General features: G+C 65.1%; 14 protein-coding genes. 7 read left to right on the plus strand and 7 right to left on the minus strand.

The window, feature by feature from the left end:
- Positions 1-21 precede the first annotated feature (21 nt).
- Complete coding sequence (locus FHP91_RS03475) at positions 22-540, plus strand: TRAP transporter small permease (protein ID WP_144308259.1); 519 nt, start codon at positions 22-24, stop codon at positions 538-540.
- Between the two features lie 4 nt (positions 541-544).
- Complete coding sequence (locus FHP91_RS03480) at positions 545-1843, plus strand: TRAP transporter large permease (RefSeq protein ID WP_144308260.1); 1299 nt, start codon at positions 545-547, stop codon at positions 1841-1843.
- A 12-nt stretch (positions 1844-1855) separates the two neighbouring features.
- Here FHP91_RS03480 and FHP91_RS03485 read toward each other — a convergent pair whose 3' ends face one another.
- Positions 1856-5896 (minus strand): PAS domain S-box protein, encoded by a 4041-nt coding sequence (locus tag FHP91_RS03485; RefSeq protein ID WP_144308261.1) that lies wholly within the window; start codon positions 5894-5896, stop codon positions 1856-1858.
- Between the two features lie 166 nt (positions 5897-6062).
- Positions 6063-7619 carry an AAA family ATPase gene (locus tag FHP91_RS03490; RefSeq protein WP_144308262.1) on the minus strand — a complete coding sequence of 519 codons (1557 nt, stop codon included), beginning with the start codon at positions 7617-7619 and terminating at the stop codon, positions 6063-6065.
- Positions 7620-7888: 269 nt separating this feature from the next.
- Here FHP91_RS03490 and FHP91_RS03495 point away from each other — a divergent pair, with 269 nt between their 5' ends.
- The 3 genes from FHP91_RS03495 to FHP91_RS03505 all read left to right on the plus strand — a co-directional run bounded on the left by FHP91_RS03495 (position 7889) and on the right by FHP91_RS03505 (position 12075).
- The gene (locus FHP91_RS03495; protein WP_144308263.1) at positions 7889-9502 is read left to right on the plus strand and encodes a peptide chain release factor 3; all 1614 of its coding nucleotides are present in this window, start codon (positions 7889-7891) and stop codon (positions 9500-9502) included.
- 86 nt (positions 9503-9588) lie between these two features.
- Complete coding sequence (locus tag FHP91_RS03500; RefSeq protein ID WP_144174227.1) at positions 9589-10128, plus strand: OmpA family protein; 540 nt, start codon at positions 9589-9591, stop codon at positions 10126-10128.
- 318 nt (positions 10129-10446) lie between these two features.
- On the plus strand, positions 10447-12075 hold the full coding sequence (locus FHP91_RS03505) for a methyl-accepting chemotaxis protein (RefSeq protein WP_144308264.1): 1629 nt from the start codon (positions 10447-10449) through the stop codon (positions 12073-12075).
- A 6-nt stretch (positions 12076-12081) separates the two neighbouring features.
- Here the strand turns inward: FHP91_RS03505 and FHP91_RS03510 are convergent, their stop codons facing one another.
- The 4 genes from FHP91_RS03510 to FHP91_RS03525 form a co-directional block, all read right to left on the minus strand.
- Positions 12082-12672: a malonic semialdehyde reductase gene (locus tag FHP91_RS03510; RefSeq protein ID WP_144308265.1), complete on the minus strand. Its 591-nt coding sequence runs from the start codon at positions 12670-12672 to the stop codon at positions 12082-12084.
- A gap of 79 nt (positions 12673-12751) precedes the next feature.
- Positions 12752-14749 (minus strand): acyl CoA:acetate/3-ketoacid CoA transferase, encoded by a 1998-nt coding sequence (locus tag FHP91_RS03515; protein ID WP_144308266.1) that lies wholly within the window; start codon positions 14747-14749, stop codon positions 12752-12754.
- Positions 14750-14836: 87 nt separating this feature from the next.
- Positions 14837-16033, minus strand: a complete 1197-nt coding sequence (locus tag FHP91_RS03520) for an NnrS family protein (protein ID WP_144308267.1) — start codon at positions 16031-16033, stop codon at positions 14837-14839.
- A gap of 152 nt (positions 16034-16185) precedes the next feature.
- Entirely contained in the window at positions 16186-16542 is a 357-nt protein-coding gene (locus tag FHP91_RS03525) for a hemerythrin domain-containing protein (RefSeq protein ID WP_144308268.1), read from the minus strand.
- A 115-nt stretch (positions 16543-16657) separates the two neighbouring features.
- Between FHP91_RS03525 and FHP91_RS03530 the strand changes: the two genes are divergently transcribed.
- On the plus strand, positions 16658-17107 hold the full coding sequence (locus tag FHP91_RS03530) for an Rrf2 family transcriptional regulator (protein WP_144174242.1): 450 nt from the start codon (positions 16658-16660) through the stop codon (positions 17105-17107).
- On the opposite strand, the gene FHP91_RS03535 is transcribed toward FHP91_RS03530, so the two are convergent.
- Positions 17091-17450: a secondary thiamine-phosphate synthase enzyme YjbQ gene (locus FHP91_RS03535; protein WP_246116208.1), complete on the minus strand. Its 360-nt coding sequence runs from the start codon at positions 17448-17450 to the stop codon at positions 17091-17093. The genes FHP91_RS03530 and FHP91_RS03535 overlap by 17 nt on opposite strands.
- 158 nt (positions 17451-17608) lie before the next feature.
- On the opposite strand from FHP91_RS03535, the gene FHP91_RS03540 reads away from it, so the two are divergent.
- The gene (locus FHP91_RS03540) at positions 17609-18097 is read left to right on the plus strand and encodes a response regulator transcription factor (RefSeq protein WP_144308270.1); all 489 of its coding nucleotides are present in this window, start codon (positions 17609-17611) and stop codon (positions 18095-18097) included.
- Positions 18098-18100 lie beyond the last annotated feature (3 nt).

Consider the following 18100-nt stretch of genomic DNA (forward strand, 5'->3'; position numbering starts at 1 on the left):
TATTTCTTCGGGGAATTCTGCATGCGTACAACGCTCGACACCCTGTACCGACTCGCTGGCGCGCTCGCCGCGGTCGGCATGATTGCCACGCTGGTGATGGTCACCACCGGCATCGTCACCCGCCCGCTGGGCATCTACCTGCGCGGCACCGACGACTACGCCGGCTATGCCATGGCGGCCTGCGGTTTTCTGGCGCTGGCCTACACCTTCAAGCATGGCGAGCACATCCGCGTCACGCTGCTCATCGACCGCATCGGCGGCAGCGTTCAGCGCGTGCTGCAGTGGGTCGCGCTATTGATTGGCACCGGCGTGTCAGGCGCACTGGCGTGGTACAGCCTGCGTCTGGCCTGGCAGTCCCACGCCTTTGGTGACATTTCGCAGGGCGTGGACGCCACGCCGCTGTGGATTCCGCAACTGGCGCTGGCCATTGGCGCGACGGTTTTTCTCATTGCCATGCTCGACGATCTGGTGATGACCACGCTGGGCCGGCCTTGCGCCCGCCTCGCCAACGCCGGCCAAGAACCGGCGCGGATGGAGTAATCCCATGGACTTGATGGTTGCCGGCCTGCTCTTGCTGGTCATGCTCGTTTTGCTGGCCAGCGGAGTGTGGATCGGCTTGTCGCTGATCGCCGTAGGCGCTCTTGGCATGTTGATGTTCACGTCGCGCGCGCCGGGCGACGGCATGGCGGTGGCGATCTGGGGCATCGGCTCGAGCTGGACGCTCACCGCCCTGCCGCTGTTCCTGTGGATGGGCGAGGTGCTGTTTCGCACCAAGCTGTCGGAGAACATGTTTCGCGGCCTGGCGCCGTGGGTCGAACGCCTGCCGGGGCGGCTGCTGCATGCCAATATTCTCGGCTGTACGCTGTTCGCCGCGGTGTCGGGCTCGTCCGCCGCCACCTGCGCTACCATCGGCAAGATCAACCTGCCCGAGCTGGAGCGTCGCGGCTACCCGACCTCGCTGGCGCTGGGCACGCTGGCCGGCGCCGGTACGCTGGGGCTGCTGATTCCGCCATCGATCATCATGATCGTGTATGGCGTGTCGGCCGATGTATCGATCGCCAAGCTATTCATCGGCGGCGTGCTGCCCGGCCTGTTGCTGGCCGGCCTGTTCATGGGCTGGGTGATCGTCTGGTCGCTGCTCAACCCCGACAAGATCCCCGCCGGCGAAGGCCGCACCGCCTTCATCGACAAGCTGCGCGCGTCCTGGGGCCTGATGCCGGTGGTACTGCTGATCGGCGCGGTGCTCGGCTCGATCTACACCGGCGTGGCCACCGCCACCGAGGCGGCGGCGCTGGGCGTGATCGGCGCCTTCATCATCGCCGCCGCGCAAGGCTCGCTCACCCGCGAGAGCTTTTTTGCCAGCCTGATGGGCGCCACCCGCCTGTACTGCATGATCGGGCTCATCCTCGGCGGATCGGCCTTTCTGACGCTGGCCATGGGCTACATCGGGCTGCCGCGCCATCTGGCGGAGTGGATCTCGGGGCTGGGGCTGTCGACGGGCTGGCTGCTGGTGGCGCTGACCGTTTTCTTCATCCTGCTCGGCTGCTTTCTCGATGGTATTTCGGTGGTGGTGCTGACCATGGCCGTGCTGCTGCCGACCATCCAGACGGCCGGCATCGATCCGCTGTGGTTCGGCGTGTTCGTGGTGGTGGTGGTGGAGATGGCACAGATCACGCCGCCGGTGGGCTTCAACCTGTTCGTGCTGCAAGCCATGACCGGGCGGCAGATCACCGAGGTGGCGCGCTACGCCCTGCCTTACTTCCTGCTGATGTGCGCAGCCGTGATCTGCCTCTACACCTTCCCCGGTCTGGTGACCTGGCTGCCGGGCAAAATGATCGGCTGATCAGGGCGGCCCTCAGAGGTCGGCGCGAGGCGAGGCGCCGGGCAAGGGCGTCGCCCGGATCGCCGTCACCAGGGCGGCAATGGATTGCGCGAGCGCATCGAGAGTTTCGGCATCGGGCGCACGGCCTTGCGCCGCCAGGGCTTCGATCGCGGCGGCCTGATCCGCCAGGGCATCGGCGCCCAGGCTGCCTGCCGCACCGCGCAGGGTATGCATCAACCGCGCGGCGCCGATCAGGTCGCCCTCGGCCACACGGGCACGCAACTGCGTGCCGCAGTCGCCATGCTGGCGCTCGAACAAAGCGAGCATGCGCGCATACAGCGCGGGCTTGCCCATCATCCGCAACAGACCGGCCTCGACGTTGAGCCCAGCGATGTCAGGGAAGCCGCGCTCAGGCGTGGGTGCCGGCGCGGCATCCGGTATCTGCGCACGGCCGGCCCAGCGGGCCAGCGTGGCAAGAAACAAGGGCGGATCAACCGGCTTGGCGAGATGATCGTTCATGCCGGCCGCGAGACACTGCGCCCGCTCATCGGCCATGGCGTGTGCGGTCATGGCAATGATCGGCAGCGCGGCAAAGCGCGCATCGGCGCGAATCTGACGCGTGGCTTCAAGGCCATCCATCTCCGGCATCTGAACGTCCATGAGCACTACGTCGATGGGCGGCGCGTCGGCGCGCATCACGCGATCGACCGCTTCACGCCCGGTGCCGGCGGTGTCGACCAGCACGCCCTGCTCGGCCAGCAGGGTTTCGGCGATCAGCAAATTCACCAGATTGTCCTCGGCCACCAGCACACGCAAGCCAGTGAGGTCCGGGGCGGCGGCGGGCGACACCCGGGGGGTTCGCGCAACGTCGCCGGCGGCACCGACGCCGAGTTCCACGTCGAACAAGAAAGTGCTGCCCTGGCCCGGCTCACTATGCACGACCACGTCGCCACCCATCAGCCGCACCAGCTGGCGACAGATCGACAGGCCGAGCCCGGTGCCGCCGAATTTGCGGGTGGTGGAATCGTCGGCCTGGGCAAAGGGCTGAAACAAGCCCTCGATCTGACTCGGCGTGAGCCCCACGCCGGTATCGCGCACCGCAAACTGCAAGCGCACACGCGCGTTTCTGGGCGGATCGGCGCGCACGGTGACCGCCACCTCGCCACGCTCGGTAAACTTGATCGCATTGCCCACCAGGTTGACCAACACCTGCCCCAGACGCATGCCGTCGCCGACCAGCGTATTGGGCACGCTGGGCGAGACGGACAGCTGCACCGCCAGCTGCTTGGCGCGCGCCTGCTCGCCGAACAAGGCCATCAACTGTGCCAGCACCTCGTTCAGCCTGAACACCGACTGCTCCAGCGACAGGCCCCCCGCCTCGATGCGTGACACATCCAATACGTCGTTGATCACCCCGAGCAGCGCGGTGCCGGCCTGGTGGATCTTGCTCACATAGTCGCGCTGGGCGGGCTGCAGATCACCGCCCAAACACAGGTGAGACAGCCCGATGATGGCGTTCATCGGGGTGCGGATTTCGTGGCTCATGTTGGCCAGGAAGCGACTCTTGGCCTGCGTCGCGGCCTCGGCCGCCAGCTTGGCCTCGCGCAAGGCCGCGTCCGCCGCACGCCGTGCCGACACGTCTTCGAGCACCCAGATGCCGTGACTGATCTGGCCATCGCGCTCGGCCAGGCCGCTCATCGCCAGACTGACCCACACCGAGGTGCCGTCACGACGGCGCAGCCGGCATTCGCCGCGCCACTCCTCACCCACCGACACGGCCTGCCATGCCTCGGCTTCGACGTCGCAGGGCTGATCTTCGACGCACTGAACCAAGGGCAAGCCAGTGGCGACTTCGTCCACCGTGTAGCCGGTGACTTGGGTGAAGTGCGGGTTGACGTATTCGAGCGGGCCCGTGCGCCGGGCGATGACCACCATTACCGGGCTGTGCTCGACCGCCAGCGACAGCTTGCGCAACTGGCGCGCGGCGGCGCGGCGCTCGGTAATGTCGTAGGTCCAGCTCAGCACCACGGGCTGGCCACCAAACACGCCGCGCTCCATGCTCAGCAGCACCCAGTAGATGCTGCCGTCGGCGCGGCGCAGCGCCACCTCGCGGTCGCGTACCACCTCGCCCGCATCGAGCGCCGCCAGCGCCGCGCGCCGCTGCGCCGGATCAACATAGCGCTCGAGCACCGGCGTCTGCATGAACGCTTCGCGCGAAAACCCGGCCAGCGCGCAAGCGCGCCAGTTGGCGAACACCGGCACGCTGCCTTCGCTGGTCAGCACCACGCCAATCGGGCTGGATTCGAGGATCCGGCTCAATTGCGCCTCGGCGTCCCGGGCGCGGCGTTCGGCCGCCTTGGTGTCTGAAATATCGACCACCACCCCGAGCAGGCCGCCGGGCTGGCCGTCCGCCAGCCGGAAACCCTGCACCCAGTACAAGGTGTCGTGGCGCAAACCATCGGCCATAACAATGACCTGCTCGCGGGCCCGCGAGGCGCTGGTCGCGATCAGGCGCATGTCCTCGGCGTGAATCGCCTTCCGCTCGACCGGCGAAAAGATGTCCAGCTCGACGATCGTCTTGCCGCGCAAGGCCTCGCGGCGCACGCCAAAACTGTCTTCGAAGGCGCGGTTGCACCCCAGAAAGCGCGCATCCGGCCCCTTGTAAAACACCGGGTTGGGGAGCGTGTCGAGCAGGACTTCAACAAACAGCAGTTGGTCAGCCAGTTCGGCTTGTTTGCCGGCCAACTCGCGTGTGCGCTCGGCCACCTTGTCTTCGAGCGCGTCGCGGGCCGTGGCCAGACGCCGGGTGGCATCCTCCAGCAAGACCCGCATCGCCCCCTGGCTGTCGACCAGTGCGGCCATTTCGCGCCAGTGGCCTTCAATCGGCGGCCCGGGCGCCAGGTCAAGCTGACCGATCCGCTCGCTCTGCGCCACCAGCGCCTGCAAGGGGTGGCGCACCCGTTCGGCCACCCGCACTGCCATCAACAGGCCAAGTCCGATGACGCCCAGCATCAGGGCCACGAAAATGACCGCATCGCGCGCTCGCGCCGGCACGAAGTCAGCGTCGGGCGCAAACGCTGCCACCCACAGGGCGTTGCTCCCGAGATGCAACGGAAGAAACTCGGCCCGCCAACGCCGGCCCTCGAGCATGAAGGCGACATTGCCGACGGGCCGCGCCGCCGCCTCCCACGCCTTCACGCCGTCGCTCAAATACGCCACGTCGAGCGCCGAGACGCGCTGGAGAACCGCCGCCCGCACCGCATCGTCCACCTCAAAGCGTGGTGAGTGCGGCAAGCCCAGCACCTCGCCGGCGTCGGTCAGAATCGCCACCCCGCCGCGCCGCCCGACCCGCATGCCCGTGGTCAGTCGGGACAGGTCCGAGAGCAATACGTCGAAGGCCAGCACCCGACGCTGACCATCCGGCGCGGTCCATCGGGTGGACACCGTCATGCCGGGTTCGCGGGTGGTAAAGAACTGATAGGGCGGCGTCCACGCCAGCGCGCCATCGGCCGGCGTCGCCATGGCGCCAAGAAACCAGGGCCGCCCTCGCGGTTCGTAGTCGCTGTTCAGGACCGCATCGCTGACCAGCTCGCCGGTCTCAGACCACCGCATGGTCCGATGTCGTTCAACCGCCCCTGGCAAACCAGTGACCCGGTTTCGCCACTGGCCATCAGCCGTCTCGAGCAACAGCAGCTCACGCCCGTCCTCCTTGGCCAGCAGCGCCGACGACAACCGCAGATCGGTCTTCAGCATGGGCCGCAACACACGGTTGAACTCGGCCAGGGTGTCGACATCAAAGACGCCCGCCTTGCCCCAGGCCGCGGCGGTCTCGAGCATGCGCTCGACCTGACGAAAGTCACGCTGGATCTGCGCGTCGATGGTGGTGGTGGCCTGATGCACCGCACTGCGTGCCAGTTCGGTGGTCGAGGGCTTCAGGATCAGACCATAGAAAGCGGCGCCGAACACCGCAAAACACGCGACGATCAGCAAGGCGAACTGACGCATCAAGCCCCGCACCAGCGAGGGGCGCATTCGCGCGGTGGGCGTGGGTTGGGCGTCAGAATCAGCGCGCATTCAGTGGCATTCGGCGTTGAGGGGACATCGACAGCATACGCAATTACCCTTCAGCAGGAATGGTTTTGAGCAATCGCCGACGACGGAGACTGCCCCCTGTGGCGACGCCCGGCTCCGACGAGCGCCGGCGTGCACCGTCGCGAGCAGGTGCGACGCATCGCCCGACTCAGTCCGCCGCCACACAGCGCGCCGCCGCCCATTCGCGCAGCGAAGCGATCTGCTCCGCCATGATGACCGACAGCGGCCGGGTCCGCGCCGCCTCGGCGACCAGATGCGCCGTCTCAAGCTCACTGCCGTCGGCCAGGCATTCATAGCGGCCGGCGACCACCAGCTGTTCAAGCTCCGCACCCGAGAAACCGTCGGTGACCACCACCAGCGCGTCGACATCGAAGCGCGCCGGATCATGACCGTGCCGCTTGAGGTGGATATCCAGAATGTCGCGCCGGACCGCGGGCGAGGGCAGGTCGACGAAGAAGATCTCGTCGAATCGCCCCTTGCGCAGCAACTCGGGCGGCAAGGCAGTGACGTCGTTTGCGGTGGCAACCAGAAACAGGCGCGCCTGCTGTTCATTCATCCAGGTCAGCAGGTGGCCGAGCAGGCGGCGCGACACGCCACCATCGCCATCGCCGCCGCTGGCCAGGGCTTTCTCGATCTCGTCGATCCACAGCACCGCGGGGGCCATGGCTTCAGCGCTCTCCAGCGCCTCGCGCAGCTTGCGCTCGGTTTCGCCGGTGTATTTGTCGTACAGGCTGGCAATATCGAGGCGCAGCAGCGGCACCCGCCAGCTGCCAGCCGTCACCTTGGCGGCCAGGCTTTTGCCCGCGCCCTGCACGCCGAGCAGCAGCATGCCCTTGGGTATCGGCAGGCCGGGGGCGCTGCGTTCGCCGGTAAACACCGGCCGCCGCTTGGTCAGCCAGCTTTTGAGCTGGCTCAGGCCGCCGATGTCGTCGGGACCCAAAGGTGTCATTTCGACCGACAGCGCGGTGCCGCCGAGCATCTCCTGTTTGTGGCGGATGACGCGGGTGAGATCGTCGACGGTGATCAGGCCGTCGTCACGCACTGCGTTGCGCAGCAGGCGGCGCACATCCTCTTCCGGCAAGCCCAGCACCTGGTGAAGCAGCGAATTCACCATGGCCGACTCGCCGCGTACCGATCGGTCGTTCTGCTGCCGGTAGAAATCCAGCTCCTCGCGCAGCAACTGCTTGACGCCATCGAGGTCCGGAATGCGCAGCTTCAGGTGCGCGGCATGGCGCGCCAGCTCGGTCGGCAAGCTCACGCGCGGCGCGACCAGCACCAGGGTGCGCTCGGACACCGGATGATTGAGCACCACTTCGCGGATCAGGCGCAGCACCACCGGGTCGTCGAGAAACGGATGCGGATCGAGCAGCACGTAAAGCCCGCGGCTGGCATCCTTGTCGATGTAGTGCAGGGCCGGCTCCAGGCCACGGGTGTCGGGAATCGCCCGGCGCTGACCGTCCTTGTGGCCCATGGTAGTCGGCACATCCCCGACCGTGGCAAACAAGGTGTTGGCGGACTTGGCCGGGCCGTAGCGGAAGTTCTGCTGGCTCAGGCCGTCGGCCACACTCCAGCAATACAGGTCATGGTTGTCTTCGCGCGCCAGGCGGTCGATCAGTCGCAGCACCTTGGGTTCTTCGACGGTTTCGATACACACCAGCGGCACGCGGGATCGCACCAGGGCGGACAGTTCTCGGAAGTCGGGCATCAGATCACGGACGGTGAAAGCATGGAAAAGTATATCGGCCAACACAGCCCGCACTGTAGCCGAATCGCATGTCGCACCGGCAAGCGCCCTCACGCGCGTTGACGCCTCGCGCGCGGGGCAGGACACTTCGGGCTCACGCCGCTCGGCGCGGCCGGATCGTGCCATCGGTCGATGCCGCTTGATCCGCCGCCCCGCTTTCGGTAAAAGCCCAGCTTTGCGTTTGCCTCGGCGACACGGCCCCCCGTGCGCGCCCATCGGACTTCATCTTCATGACTGCCACGCCCTTCCCGCCCGAGTTGCTCAAGCAAGCCGAGCGCCGCCGCACCTTCGCCATCATCTCCCACCCCGACGCGGGCAAGACCACGCTGACCGAAAAGCTGCTGCTGTTTGGCGGTGCGATCCAGCTGGCCGGTACGGTCAAGGCGCGAAAGAGCGCCCGCCATGCCACCTCGGACTGGATGGAAGTGGAAAAGCAGCGCGGCATCTCGGTGACCAGCTCGGTGATGCAGTTCGACTACATGGGCCACACTATCAACCTGCTCGACACCCCGGGCCACGAAGACTTCTCGGAAGACACCTACCGGGTGCTCACTGCCGTGGATGCGGCGGTGATGGTGATCGACGCCGCCAAGGGCGTGGAAGCGCAGACCATCAAGCTGCTCGACGTGTGCCGCCTGCGCAACACGCCGATCATCACCTTTGTTAACAAGCTTGACCGCGAGGTGCGCGAGCCCTTCGACCTGCTGCAGGAAATCGAGGAAGTGCTCAAGATCGAGTGCGCGCCGGTGACCTGGCCGGTGGGCATGGGCAAGGCCTTCCGCGGCGTGTACCACCTGCTCGAAAACCGCATCCTGCGCTTCACCCCGGGCGAGGAGCGCAAGAGCGCGGCCGAGATCATCACCAACCTCGACAACCCGCAGCTCGACACGCTCTTCCCCGGCGAAATCGGCCAGGTGCGTGACGACGTCGAGCTGATCGAAGGCGCGAGCAGCCCGTTCAAGCTCGAAACCTTCCTCGCCGGTCAACAGACGCCGGTGTTCTTTGGCTCCGGTATCAACAACTTCGGCGTGCAGGAGATTTTGCAGGCGCTGCTCGACTGGGCGCCGCCGCCGCAGCCGCGCGACGCCGGCGCACGCATGGTGGCGCCGGCCGAGCCGAAGTTCTCGGGCTTCGTGTTCAAGATCCAGGCCAACATGGACCCGCGCCACCGCGACCGCATCGCCTTCTTCCGCGTGTGTTCAGGCAAGTACGCGCCGGGCATGAAGACCCGTCACCAACGCATGGGCCGTGAGTTCAAGATCGCCAATGCGCTGACCTTCATGGCCAACGAACGGGTGCACATGGAAGAGGCCTACGCTGGCGACATCATCGGCATCCACAACCACGGCCAGCTGCAGATTGGCGACACCCTGACCGAAGGCGAGGCGCTGCACTTCAAGGGCATCCCCTACTTCGCGCCGGAGATGTTCCGCGCTGCCCGCCTCAAGGACCCGCTCAAGACCAAGCAACTGCACAAGGGCCTGATCGAGCTGGGCGAAGAAGGCGCCATCCAGGTCTTCGAGGCCATCGGTGGCAACATGCTGCTCGGCGCCGTGGGTCAGCTGCAGTTCGAGGTGGTGGCCCAGCGCCTGCAGGACGAATACAAGGTCGATGCCATTTTCGAGACCGCCGACATCTACACCGCGCGCTGGCTGACCTTCAAGGACGAAGCCACTCGCCGCAAGTTCGAGCGCGAACAGGCCATGCGCCTGGGCACCGATGTCGACGGCAACCCGGTGTATCTGGCCACCACCCGCTACAACCTGCAGGTGACCATGGAAAAATGGCCGGACGTCGGCTTCCATGCCACCCGCGAACACGGCCAGGTCATCGCCACGGCTTGACACATTTGCGCGGCAGACGCGGCGATTTCAACACGTTAGAATGCCGCCACTTGCCAATTTCATTTTTTTGATTCGAGGTCAGAACCATGCAAGACGAAGATGATGATCTGCGCGTTGTACTCGGCGTTCTGTTCGGACTGCTCGCCCTGGTGATCGGGCTGGTGATCGGCATGGGCGTGTACTCGCTCAACCGCGCCACCGCCGTGCCCGTGGTAGAAGCCGCACCGACGCCTATCGCCGAGGTGATGCGCGCCGCCGCCGACAGCGTACCGACCGAAGCCATGGCCTTTACCGACGTGGCCCCACAGGGCGACGCTCAGGTCAAAGTGTATTTCGCCGTCGGCGAAACGGGTCTCAGCGATGTCGCCGCCGCCGACCTGGCCAGCTTCACCCAGATGGCTGCCGACAAGCTCGGCACCATGGTGGTGCTGGTCTCGGGCTTTCACGACGCCTCCGGCAGCGCCGAGGTCAACGCCGAAATCGCCAAGACCCGCGCCATGAACGTGCTCAACGCACTGCTCGCGGCCGGCGTTCCGGCGGACAAGGTCTTGCTCAGCAAGCCGGCAGAGACACTGGGCGATGGCAACGCCGCCGAAGCCCGTCGTGTTGAGGTCCGGTTGCAATAATATGGTCCACGCAGTACGAAAGACAGGCCGGGCATTGCCCGGTTTTTTTTTCGTCGATACCGAACGAATCGCCTTCCTCCCGTCCAGCACAAGACACACGTTATGTATTTTCTCTATTACCAACGTTATGGCTTGTGACGCTCCAATTAAAGACACTAAAGCCTCCCGCTCCCCTTGACGATAGTCCCGCTGAGAGGTCGATTTTGCTGTCTGGTGGGACGCTGTGCTTCTAGGCGTTTCGCTATAGCCGGCACCATCAGCTCATTCCGGATGAGGCTACCGTAGTCTCGACAGAACAACACGAAGGAAAAGCGCTACATGAAAGTCAATCTACCCGTCACCGAGGTGGAGACCCGCCTACCCGAAGGGGCCTTCATATACTCGCGTACCGACCTCAAAGGCATCATCGTCGAGGTCAATGATATTTTTGCGAGTATCAGCGCCTATCCACCCGACGAAATGATTGGCCAGTCCCACAATTTGGTCCGTCACCCGGACATGCCGCAAGCCGCTTTTGCCGACATGTGGGCCGACCTGAAACGTGGGCGCCCCTGGCGCGGTGTCGTCAAGAATCGACGCAAAGATGGCGGCTACTACTGGGTGGTTGCCAACGTCTCCCCGGTGAGGGAAAACGGCCGGGTCACTGGCTATCAATCGGTGCGTGGCGTTCCATCAAAAAACGAGATCGCCGCCGCTGAGTCAGCGTACGCACGTATCCGCAAAGGGGAAAGCAAGCTCGACATCGAACATGGCCGCGTCGTACATCATCGCGCGGCCTGGCTCAACGCCGCGCTTTCATTACGATTCCAGATGATGCTGTCGGGGATGTTCACACTACTCGCGGCAGCCAGCTTGATCGGACTGTCCAGCCTGGACGTACCGGGTTGGCTCGCCTGGGCGCTTGCCGGCATTGTCTCTGCCCACGCGCTGTTCTTCATCCTGTGGTACGCACCTCGCACCAGTTCGGACCTCGGCACCATCTCGAACTGGCTTGAGGACGTGTTGTGTACCGGTGATTTACGTAAGCGCCTCGACATGCCGCGACGCGACGTTGTGGGCGCGGTCGGACGCAAGGCGGACAAGCTCGCCTCCAGCATCCAGGCGATGCTTCAAGGGGTCAGCGATGTGGCGAATCAGGTCAACGCCGCAAACCTCGACGTCAAAGCGGGCGTCGAGAACGTCGAGCACTCGGCCCGCGCTCAAAGCGAGGCGACATCGTCGGCCGCCGCCGCCATTGAAGAAGTCACGGTTTCGATTGGAGAAGTCGCTGCCAACGCCGGCAGCACGCGAGACAAGGCATTCGACGCCGCCAAAGCCTCTGCCGCCGGCGCGCGCATCACCGACGATGCGTGCCAGACCATCAACGTCCTGGCCGAGACCGTCAGCCGCTCGGCCGAACACGTCGAACGCTTAGGAGAGCGCTCGGAGGAAATCAGCCGGATCACTGGCGTCATTAAAGAGATTGCAGATCAGACCAACCTGCTGGCGCTGAATGCAGCCATTGAGGCGGCACGCGCGGGTGAGCAAGGCCGTGGCTTTGCTGTCGTAGCCGATGAAGTCCGAAAACTGGCAGAGCGCACATCCCAGGCAACCAATGAAATTGGCTCCATGGTCAATAGCATCCGCAATGAAACGGATACGGCGGTGAATGGCATGCGCTCCGGCGCAGCCCAGGTGGCAAATGGCGTCGATTTGGTCGGACAAGCCTCAGGCGCGTTGCGTCAGATCAACGAGGAAATGCAAAGCACGGTCGGCATGGTGACGGATATTTCGCACGCATCCAGCGAACAACAGTCGGCCATGACCTTGCTCGCTCAAAACGTGGAGCGCGTCGCCAACATGACCGACCAGAACGTCGCGGTCGTCACGCAAACCCGTGCGACCGTGGCCGGGCTCAACAGCATCACCGAGCGTTTGCGCAAGGCAGTGCACCAATACGGGATCTGAGCTTGTTCAAAGAATCTGCGCGACCGTCTCGAAGTCCAGACGCGGGCCGCGCGGATAATTAGCCACCGGATCGCCGTAGCCAAGATTGACCAGGAAGTTCGCGGTGTAGCGGCCATCGGGGAAGAACTCGGCATTGAGCGTGTCGGCATTGAAACCGCTCATCGGGCCGCAGTCGAGGCCGAGCAGGCGCGCGGCAAGGATCAGGTAGCCCCCTTGCAGCGTGCCATTACGAAACGCGGTGCTCTCGGCCAGCGCGGTGTTGCCGGCAAACATTTCGCCAGCCTTGGCGTTAGCCGGAAACTGCGTTACCAGGTGTTCATGAAAACGGGTATCGGTGGCAACGATGACGGTGACCGGCGCGGCCATGGTCTTGGCCACGTTGCCTTGTGCCAGCGCTGGCGCCAGACGCGCCTTGGCCGCCTCGCTCTTGACGAACACATAGCGCGCGGGCTGACAGTTCATCGAGGTCGGCCCCCATTTGAGCAGCTCGTACAACTCGCGCAACAGCGCGTCGGGCACTTCCTTGCCGCTGAAAGCATTGAAGGTGCGTGCGGCGCGAAACGCCTGGTCAAGCACATCGGGGGACACGCCAGTCATGAAGGCCTCCTGAAAGTCGACAAATAAGGGCGGGGTCTACCAGCAACCCCGCCCTTATCCTACGACGAATGCCTATCGATTACTCGCGCAGTGCCGCGCGAGCCTCCTGCAAGGTCGAAAACAGGCGGCCATCTTCGCCCAGCACCTCGCCCAGCTTGACCCGCGCAAAACCGCTGGAAGCGTAGCGCACCACGGTGGTGTAGTAGGTATCGACCAGGGACTGCACCATGACCGCGTAGTCTTCGAGCAGATCGGGGTCGATGTCGAAATGGTCGTAATTGACCACCGCCCGCACCCGCCGCCCCAGCGGCGCGAGCTCTTCGGCCACGCGCTGGCGGATCTGCTCGATCTGGGCGCGATCACGCACGGTGTAGCGCTCGAGGTCGACAAAGAACAGATCCTGATCGGCATCGTAATGCAGCCGCGCCTCGATGGGCCGGTCGAGCAGCATCGCGCGCAGGCCGATGTGGCCTTCCTCAAAGATGCGGGCGTCCATCAGCCTCGGCGCGCCTTCGATCAGCGGCACAAAACCCATGTGGGCGAGAATGTCGCGCTCGATGTCGATGCCCGGCGCGATCTCGATCAGCGCCAGCCCGCGCTCGGTCAGGCGGAACACGCAGCGCTCGGTGATGTAGAGCACCGGCTGGCGGCGCTGGTTGGCCACATCGCCGCTGAAGGTGCGGTGTTCGACCTGCTCAATGAATTTCGGCGACTTGCCCTCGCGCACGATGCGCAGTTGGCCGTCCTCGACCGCGATCTCCAGCCCGCCCGCCGTGAAGGTGCCGACAAAAACCACCTGCTTGGCGTTCTGGCTGATGTTGATGAAGCCGCCAGCGCCGGCGATACGGCTGCCGAACTTGCTCACGTTGAGGTTGCCCTGCCGGTCAGCCTGCGCCAAGCCGAGAAAAGCGAGGTCCAGCCCGCCGCCGTCGTAGAAGTCGAACTGGCTGGGCTGATCGATGATCGCCTCGGTATTCACCGCCGCGCCAAAGTCCATGCCACCGGCCGGAATGCCGCCGATCACGCCGGGCTCGGCAGTGAGCGTCAGCAGATCGATGATCGACTCCTCAGCCGCCACCGCCGCCACGCCTTCAGGCATGCCGATCCCCAGATTCACCACCACATTCGGCCGCAGTTCCATGGCCGCGCGGCGCGCGATGATCTTGCGCTCCGACATCGGCAGCGAGGCCACGCTGGTGGCCGGCACACGAATCTCGCCGGCGTAGGCCGCGCTGTAGGGCGTGCCGAAAGTCTGCTCGTGGTGCTCGGGCTTTTCGGCCACCACCACGCAATCGACCAGCACGCCGGGGATCTTCACCTGGCGCGGGTTGAGCGTGCCGCGATCAGCCACCCGCTCGACCTGCACAATGACAATGCCGCCGCTGTTATGCGCCGCCATGGCAATGGCCTGCGCCTCCAGCGTCAGGGCTTCCTTCTCCATGGTCACGTTGCCATCGAGGTCGGCCGTGGTGCCGCGGATAATGCCGACGTGAATCGGGAAGCCCTTGTAGAACAGGTAGTCCTCGCCGTCGATGGGCATCAGACGCACCAGGTCTTCCTGCGTCACGGCGTTGATCTTGCCGCCGCCAAAGCGCGGATCGACAAAGGTGCCCAGGCCAACGCGGGTCAGTGTGCCGGGCTTGCCGGCGGCGATGTCGCGAAACAGATGGGAGATCACGCCTTGCGGCAGGTTGTAGGCTTCGATGCTGTCGGCCACCGCCAGCGCCTGCAGCTGCGGCACCAGCCCCCAGTGCCCGCCCACCACACGCTTGACCAGCCCGCGATGGCCGAAGTGGTTGAGGCCGCGCTGCTTGCCGTCGCCCTGACCGGCGGCGTACACCAGCGTCAGGTCACGCGGATAGCCCACGCCATCGGCGCTCTCCTGCGCTTCGGCGAGAAAACGTTCCTCAAGCGCCACGGCGATGCCCTCGGCAAAACCGATGCCGACAAAGCCACCGGTGGCCACGGTGTCGCCACTGCGCACCAGCTGCACCGCCTCGGCGGCGCTCACCACCTTGCCACGCCGACGCCGGCGCAGCTCTTCAATCATTCGTGCCGTATTGCCCCGTTCCTGCATGCCCTCTCCCCCTCGCATCGCGGCCGTCGATGGGCCACTTGAATATGGCGCAACGATACTGCGCCCTTCGGGGAAAAGGCTACCGGGTTAACCCGGCATACCGTCGATGCGAGTGCTCACCAGCCACTTGCCGTAGCGCCACAGAAAGAGCAGCAGCGCGGCCGCAAAACTGGCGCCGGCCGCATGGATCAGCGGTTGATACGCAGCGGGGATGAAGGCTGCCCCAAGGCGCAGCACCGTCGCCAACAGCATCAAGGCGTAGGCCGGCACCATCAACGGCGGCAAGACCAGGTTGCGGCCGGTGTGCCCGAGCGCAGTGCGCGTCATCATGCCGAGGGTCAGCACACCAATGCCGCCGATGGCGATGCAATGCACCGCCGCCGACATCAGCGCTGGTGCCACCGACAAGGCCAGCCCCACCATGCCGATGCCGAAGGCAGTCAGCGAGTAGCCCAGATACAACACCCACAGCAGCGGATGCTGGCGCATCGAACCATGCGCATTGCGCATCAGCAGCACCAGGTTGAACACCATGCCGGCTGCGCCAACGATCAGCGCCAGCACCGACGGCGCATCGGTGGCAATCAGTGCCGCCAGCATCACCGGCGACAGCAAACCGACAATGCCCGCCCAGCGCGGATGGCTGACCTGCGGACGCTTGAGCGCACGGTGGGTAAAGAAGGGAATCACCCGCAAGCCGATCAGCGTGATGAAGCCGGCCACCAGCAACAGACCGGTGAACAGCAGACGCCGGGCATCCATGTCCAGCACGCCGGCGACGGTCAACAGATACAAGGCATTGGCCAACGCGAACGCCAGCAACAAAAAGGGCACGCCGGCATTGCGCTTGCTACGCGCCCGCCACACCGGCAAAGCCACCGCGGCAGCCGCACAGACGAAGAAGCTCACCGACAGCAGGCCGGTGATCAAGGGCGCACCGGTCTCGGTCGAGGCGGCAATGCGCGCCCCCAGCCACAGCGCGGTCAGGCCGGCCAGTGGTGTGCCCGAGAAGGCCGGCTGGCCGGTCCACGAACCGACGGCAGTCAGCAAAAAGCCAACGATCACCGCGCCCGCGTAGCCCCAGATCATCTCGTGCCCATGCCACAGCATGCCGGGCAGCGCATCGGTGCCGTTGAAACCGGCCACCCAGGCCAGAATGGCGACCACCCCGAACAGTGCCGCGAACAGGTAGAAGGGGCGAAACGCCATCGCCATGAAAGGCGACCAGCCGGCGCGGCTGGCCGGCAGGCGGAGGCGGGGTTCTTCGAGTCGGATAATGGCCATCGGAAATCTCGTGAATCAAATCAACGGGCGCGCAGGCACCCGGCAGGAAAAGGTCCGGGCGCCAGCGTACGACGCACCGGGGTGGGCTTGGGGCTGGGGGTGGGCACCTTGAGGCGCCTCGGGGTATTCATGTTTTGGGCCGGGAACGCGACTCAGGCGGCGACCGGGGCCAGGCGACGCTCGACGGCAGGGAACATCTCCCGCTCTTCGAAACGGACATGGGCAATCAAGGCCTCGCCCGCCTCGGCGCAGCGCCTGCCAGCTTCGGCCTCGTCAAACAAGCGCTGGAGCTGTTCATGTTCGGACAGCAGCCGGCGCACCAGCGCATGGTCGCCGGCGGCGCGCAGTACCGGCAGCAAGTCGCGCTCTTCTTCATCAAAGTGCGCCTGTAACTCCGGCCGCATCTGCGACAGCATCGCGACGCCGGTGCCGCTGATCAGCGCGCGGGCCAGCCGCAGGGCGGCATGGTGTTCGCGGGACAAGGGGACGAGACGGGGGTCGCGGCGCATGGAAAAATCCTCGGGGTCAATGAAACGACTTCACGAAGATGTATTTTAAGTGTATCTTTTAAAGAGTCAACTCGAATGTATCTTTAATCTTTGTGCCATCGACGCCGGACACCCCATGCAGATCACCCAGCACACCGACTATGCCTTGCGCGTCCTGATCACCCTGGGCGCCTGCCCCGAGCGGCGCGTGACCATCAAGGAAGTGGCGGAAACCTTTGACATCTCGCGCAGCCATGTGATGAAGATCGTCAATCAACTGGTCACGCTGGGCTTTGTCGAGGGCGCGCGCGGCAAGGGCGGCGGCTTGCGTCTGAACCGGGCGCCGGAGGCGATCGGCGTGGGCGAAGTGGTGCGCCAGATGGAGCCCGGCTTCGACCTGGTCGACTGCTTTCGCGCCGAGTCGAGCTGCCTGCTGAGTTCCGGCTGCCGACTGAAGGGCGCGCTGAATACCGCGCTGCAGGCGTTTCTGGCCGCGCTGGATGAGGTCACCCTGGCCGACCTGATCGTCAATCAGCCGCGCCTGCGCAGCATGCTCGGGGTGATCGCGCTCAGCCCATCACCGTAACGACCACCGAGCGCGTCGCGCCCTGCGTGCGGTGCTCCCACAGATAGATGCCCTGCCAGGTCCCCAGTCGCAGGCGAGCGTCGCCCACGGGCACCGTCAAACTGGTATCGGTCAGCACCGCGCGCGCATGGGCCGCCATGTCATCAGGGCCTTCGAGATCGTGCCGATAGGCCGGATCGCCATCGGGCGCGAGTCGCGACATCACTGTCTCCAGATCGCGCCGCACATCCGGATCGGCATTTTCAGTGATTGTCAGCGAGCAACTGGTGTGCTGCACGAAAACATGACAGAGGCCGGTCGTGATGCCGCTGTCGCGCACCACCGTGGCGACGGCGTCAGTCATCTCCCGTGTTCCCCGGCCGCGCGTCGTGATGCTGAGCACGTGTTGGTGAGTTGTCATGCCGCGCCCCCAGGCAAAAATATATAGGGAAAACCCTTAAGATCAAACGCACACCGTCCGTTGACCCTGCTGTCGTCATCTCTTGAAACCCCGATCGCACCATGCCCCCAAAACGCATTCTTGTCATCGACGATGTGTCTGTCATTCGTGGTTTCGTCAAAGGCGCGCTCAAGCACCTCGATGTGCACTTTGGCGAAGCCTCGGGCGCCGAGCAGGCACTGGTCATGCTCGACTCCATGCCGGCCGACGTCATCGTCTGTGATCTGAACATGCCCGGCATGAGCGGCGAAGCCTTCGTGCAAACCCTTCGCGAACGTGGCGACCAGACCCCAATCATGATGCTCACGGTCGAGGGCAACCGGAGCGTTGTCGCCAAGCTGATGCAAGTGGGCATCCAGGGCTACATGCTCAAGCCCTTCAAACCGGCAATTCTGGCGGAACGGGTGCAGGAGCTGCTCGATGGCACGGCGCCACCTGTCCGGCCTTACACCGCTCCGGCCGACGCCGCCGCGGACACCGACGAGGCCCCGCCAGCTGACACCGCGGCCGGCAGCGCCACCCAAACCGAATCGACCGACACCAACGCCTAGCCC

This window comes from Denitromonas halophila (assembly GCF_007625155.1).
Taxonomy (GTDB): Bacteria; Pseudomonadota; Gammaproteobacteria; order Burkholderiales; family Rhodocyclaceae; genus Nitrogeniibacter; species Nitrogeniibacter halophilus.

What these genes read in the sequence shown, in the direction of transcription:
- FHP91_RS03475 (WP_144308259.1), top strand. Translation starts at nt 22, where the DNA reads ATGCGTACAACGCTCGACACCCTGTACCGACTCGCTGGCGCGCTCGCC.
- FHP91_RS03480 (WP_144308260.1), top strand. Translation starts at nt 545, where the DNA reads ATGGACTTGATGGTTGCCGGCCTGCTCTTGCTGGTCATGCTCGTTTTG.
- FHP91_RS03485 (WP_144308261.1), bottom strand. Translation starts at nt 5,896, where the DNA reads ATGCGCGCTGATTCTGACGCCCAACCCACGCCCACCGCGCGAATGCGC.
- FHP91_RS03490 (WP_144308262.1), bottom strand. Translation starts at nt 7,619, where the DNA reads ATGCCCGACTTCCGAGAACTGTCCGCCCTGGTGCGATCCCGCGTGCCG.
- FHP91_RS03495 (WP_144308263.1), top strand. Translation starts at nt 7,889, where the DNA reads ATGACTGCCACGCCCTTCCCGCCCGAGTTGCTCAAGCAAGCCGAGCGC.
- FHP91_RS03500 (WP_144174227.1), top strand. Translation starts at nt 9,589, where the DNA reads ATGCAAGACGAAGATGATGATCTGCGCGTTGTACTCGGCGTTCTGTTC.
- FHP91_RS03505 (WP_144308264.1), top strand. Translation starts at nt 10,447, where the DNA reads ATGAAAGTCAATCTACCCGTCACCGAGGTGGAGACCCGCCTACCCGAA.
- FHP91_RS03510 (WP_144308265.1), bottom strand. Translation starts at nt 12,672, where the DNA reads ATGACTGGCGTGTCCCCCGATGTGCTTGACCAGGCGTTTCGCGCCGCA.
- FHP91_RS03515 (WP_144308266.1), bottom strand. Translation starts at nt 14,749, where the DNA reads ATGCAGGAACGGGGCAATACGGCACGAATGATTGAAGAGCTGCGCCGG.
- FHP91_RS03520 (WP_144308267.1), bottom strand. Translation starts at nt 16,033, where the DNA reads ATGGCCATTATCCGACTCGAAGAACCCCGCCTCCGCCTGCCGGCCAGC.
- FHP91_RS03525 (WP_144308268.1), bottom strand. Translation starts at nt 16,542, where the DNA reads ATGCGCCGCGACCCCCGTCTCGTCCCCTTGTCCCGCGAACACCATGCC.
- FHP91_RS03530 (WP_144174242.1), top strand. Translation starts at nt 16,658, where the DNA reads ATGCAGATCACCCAGCACACCGACTATGCCTTGCGCGTCCTGATCACC.
- FHP91_RS03535 (WP_246116208.1), bottom strand. Translation starts at nt 17,450, where the DNA reads ATGACTGACGCCGTCGCCACGGTGGTGCGCGACAGCGGCATCACGACC.
- FHP91_RS03540 (WP_144308270.1), top strand. Translation starts at nt 17,609, where the DNA reads ATGCCCCCAAAACGCATTCTTGTCATCGACGATGTGTCTGTCATTCGT.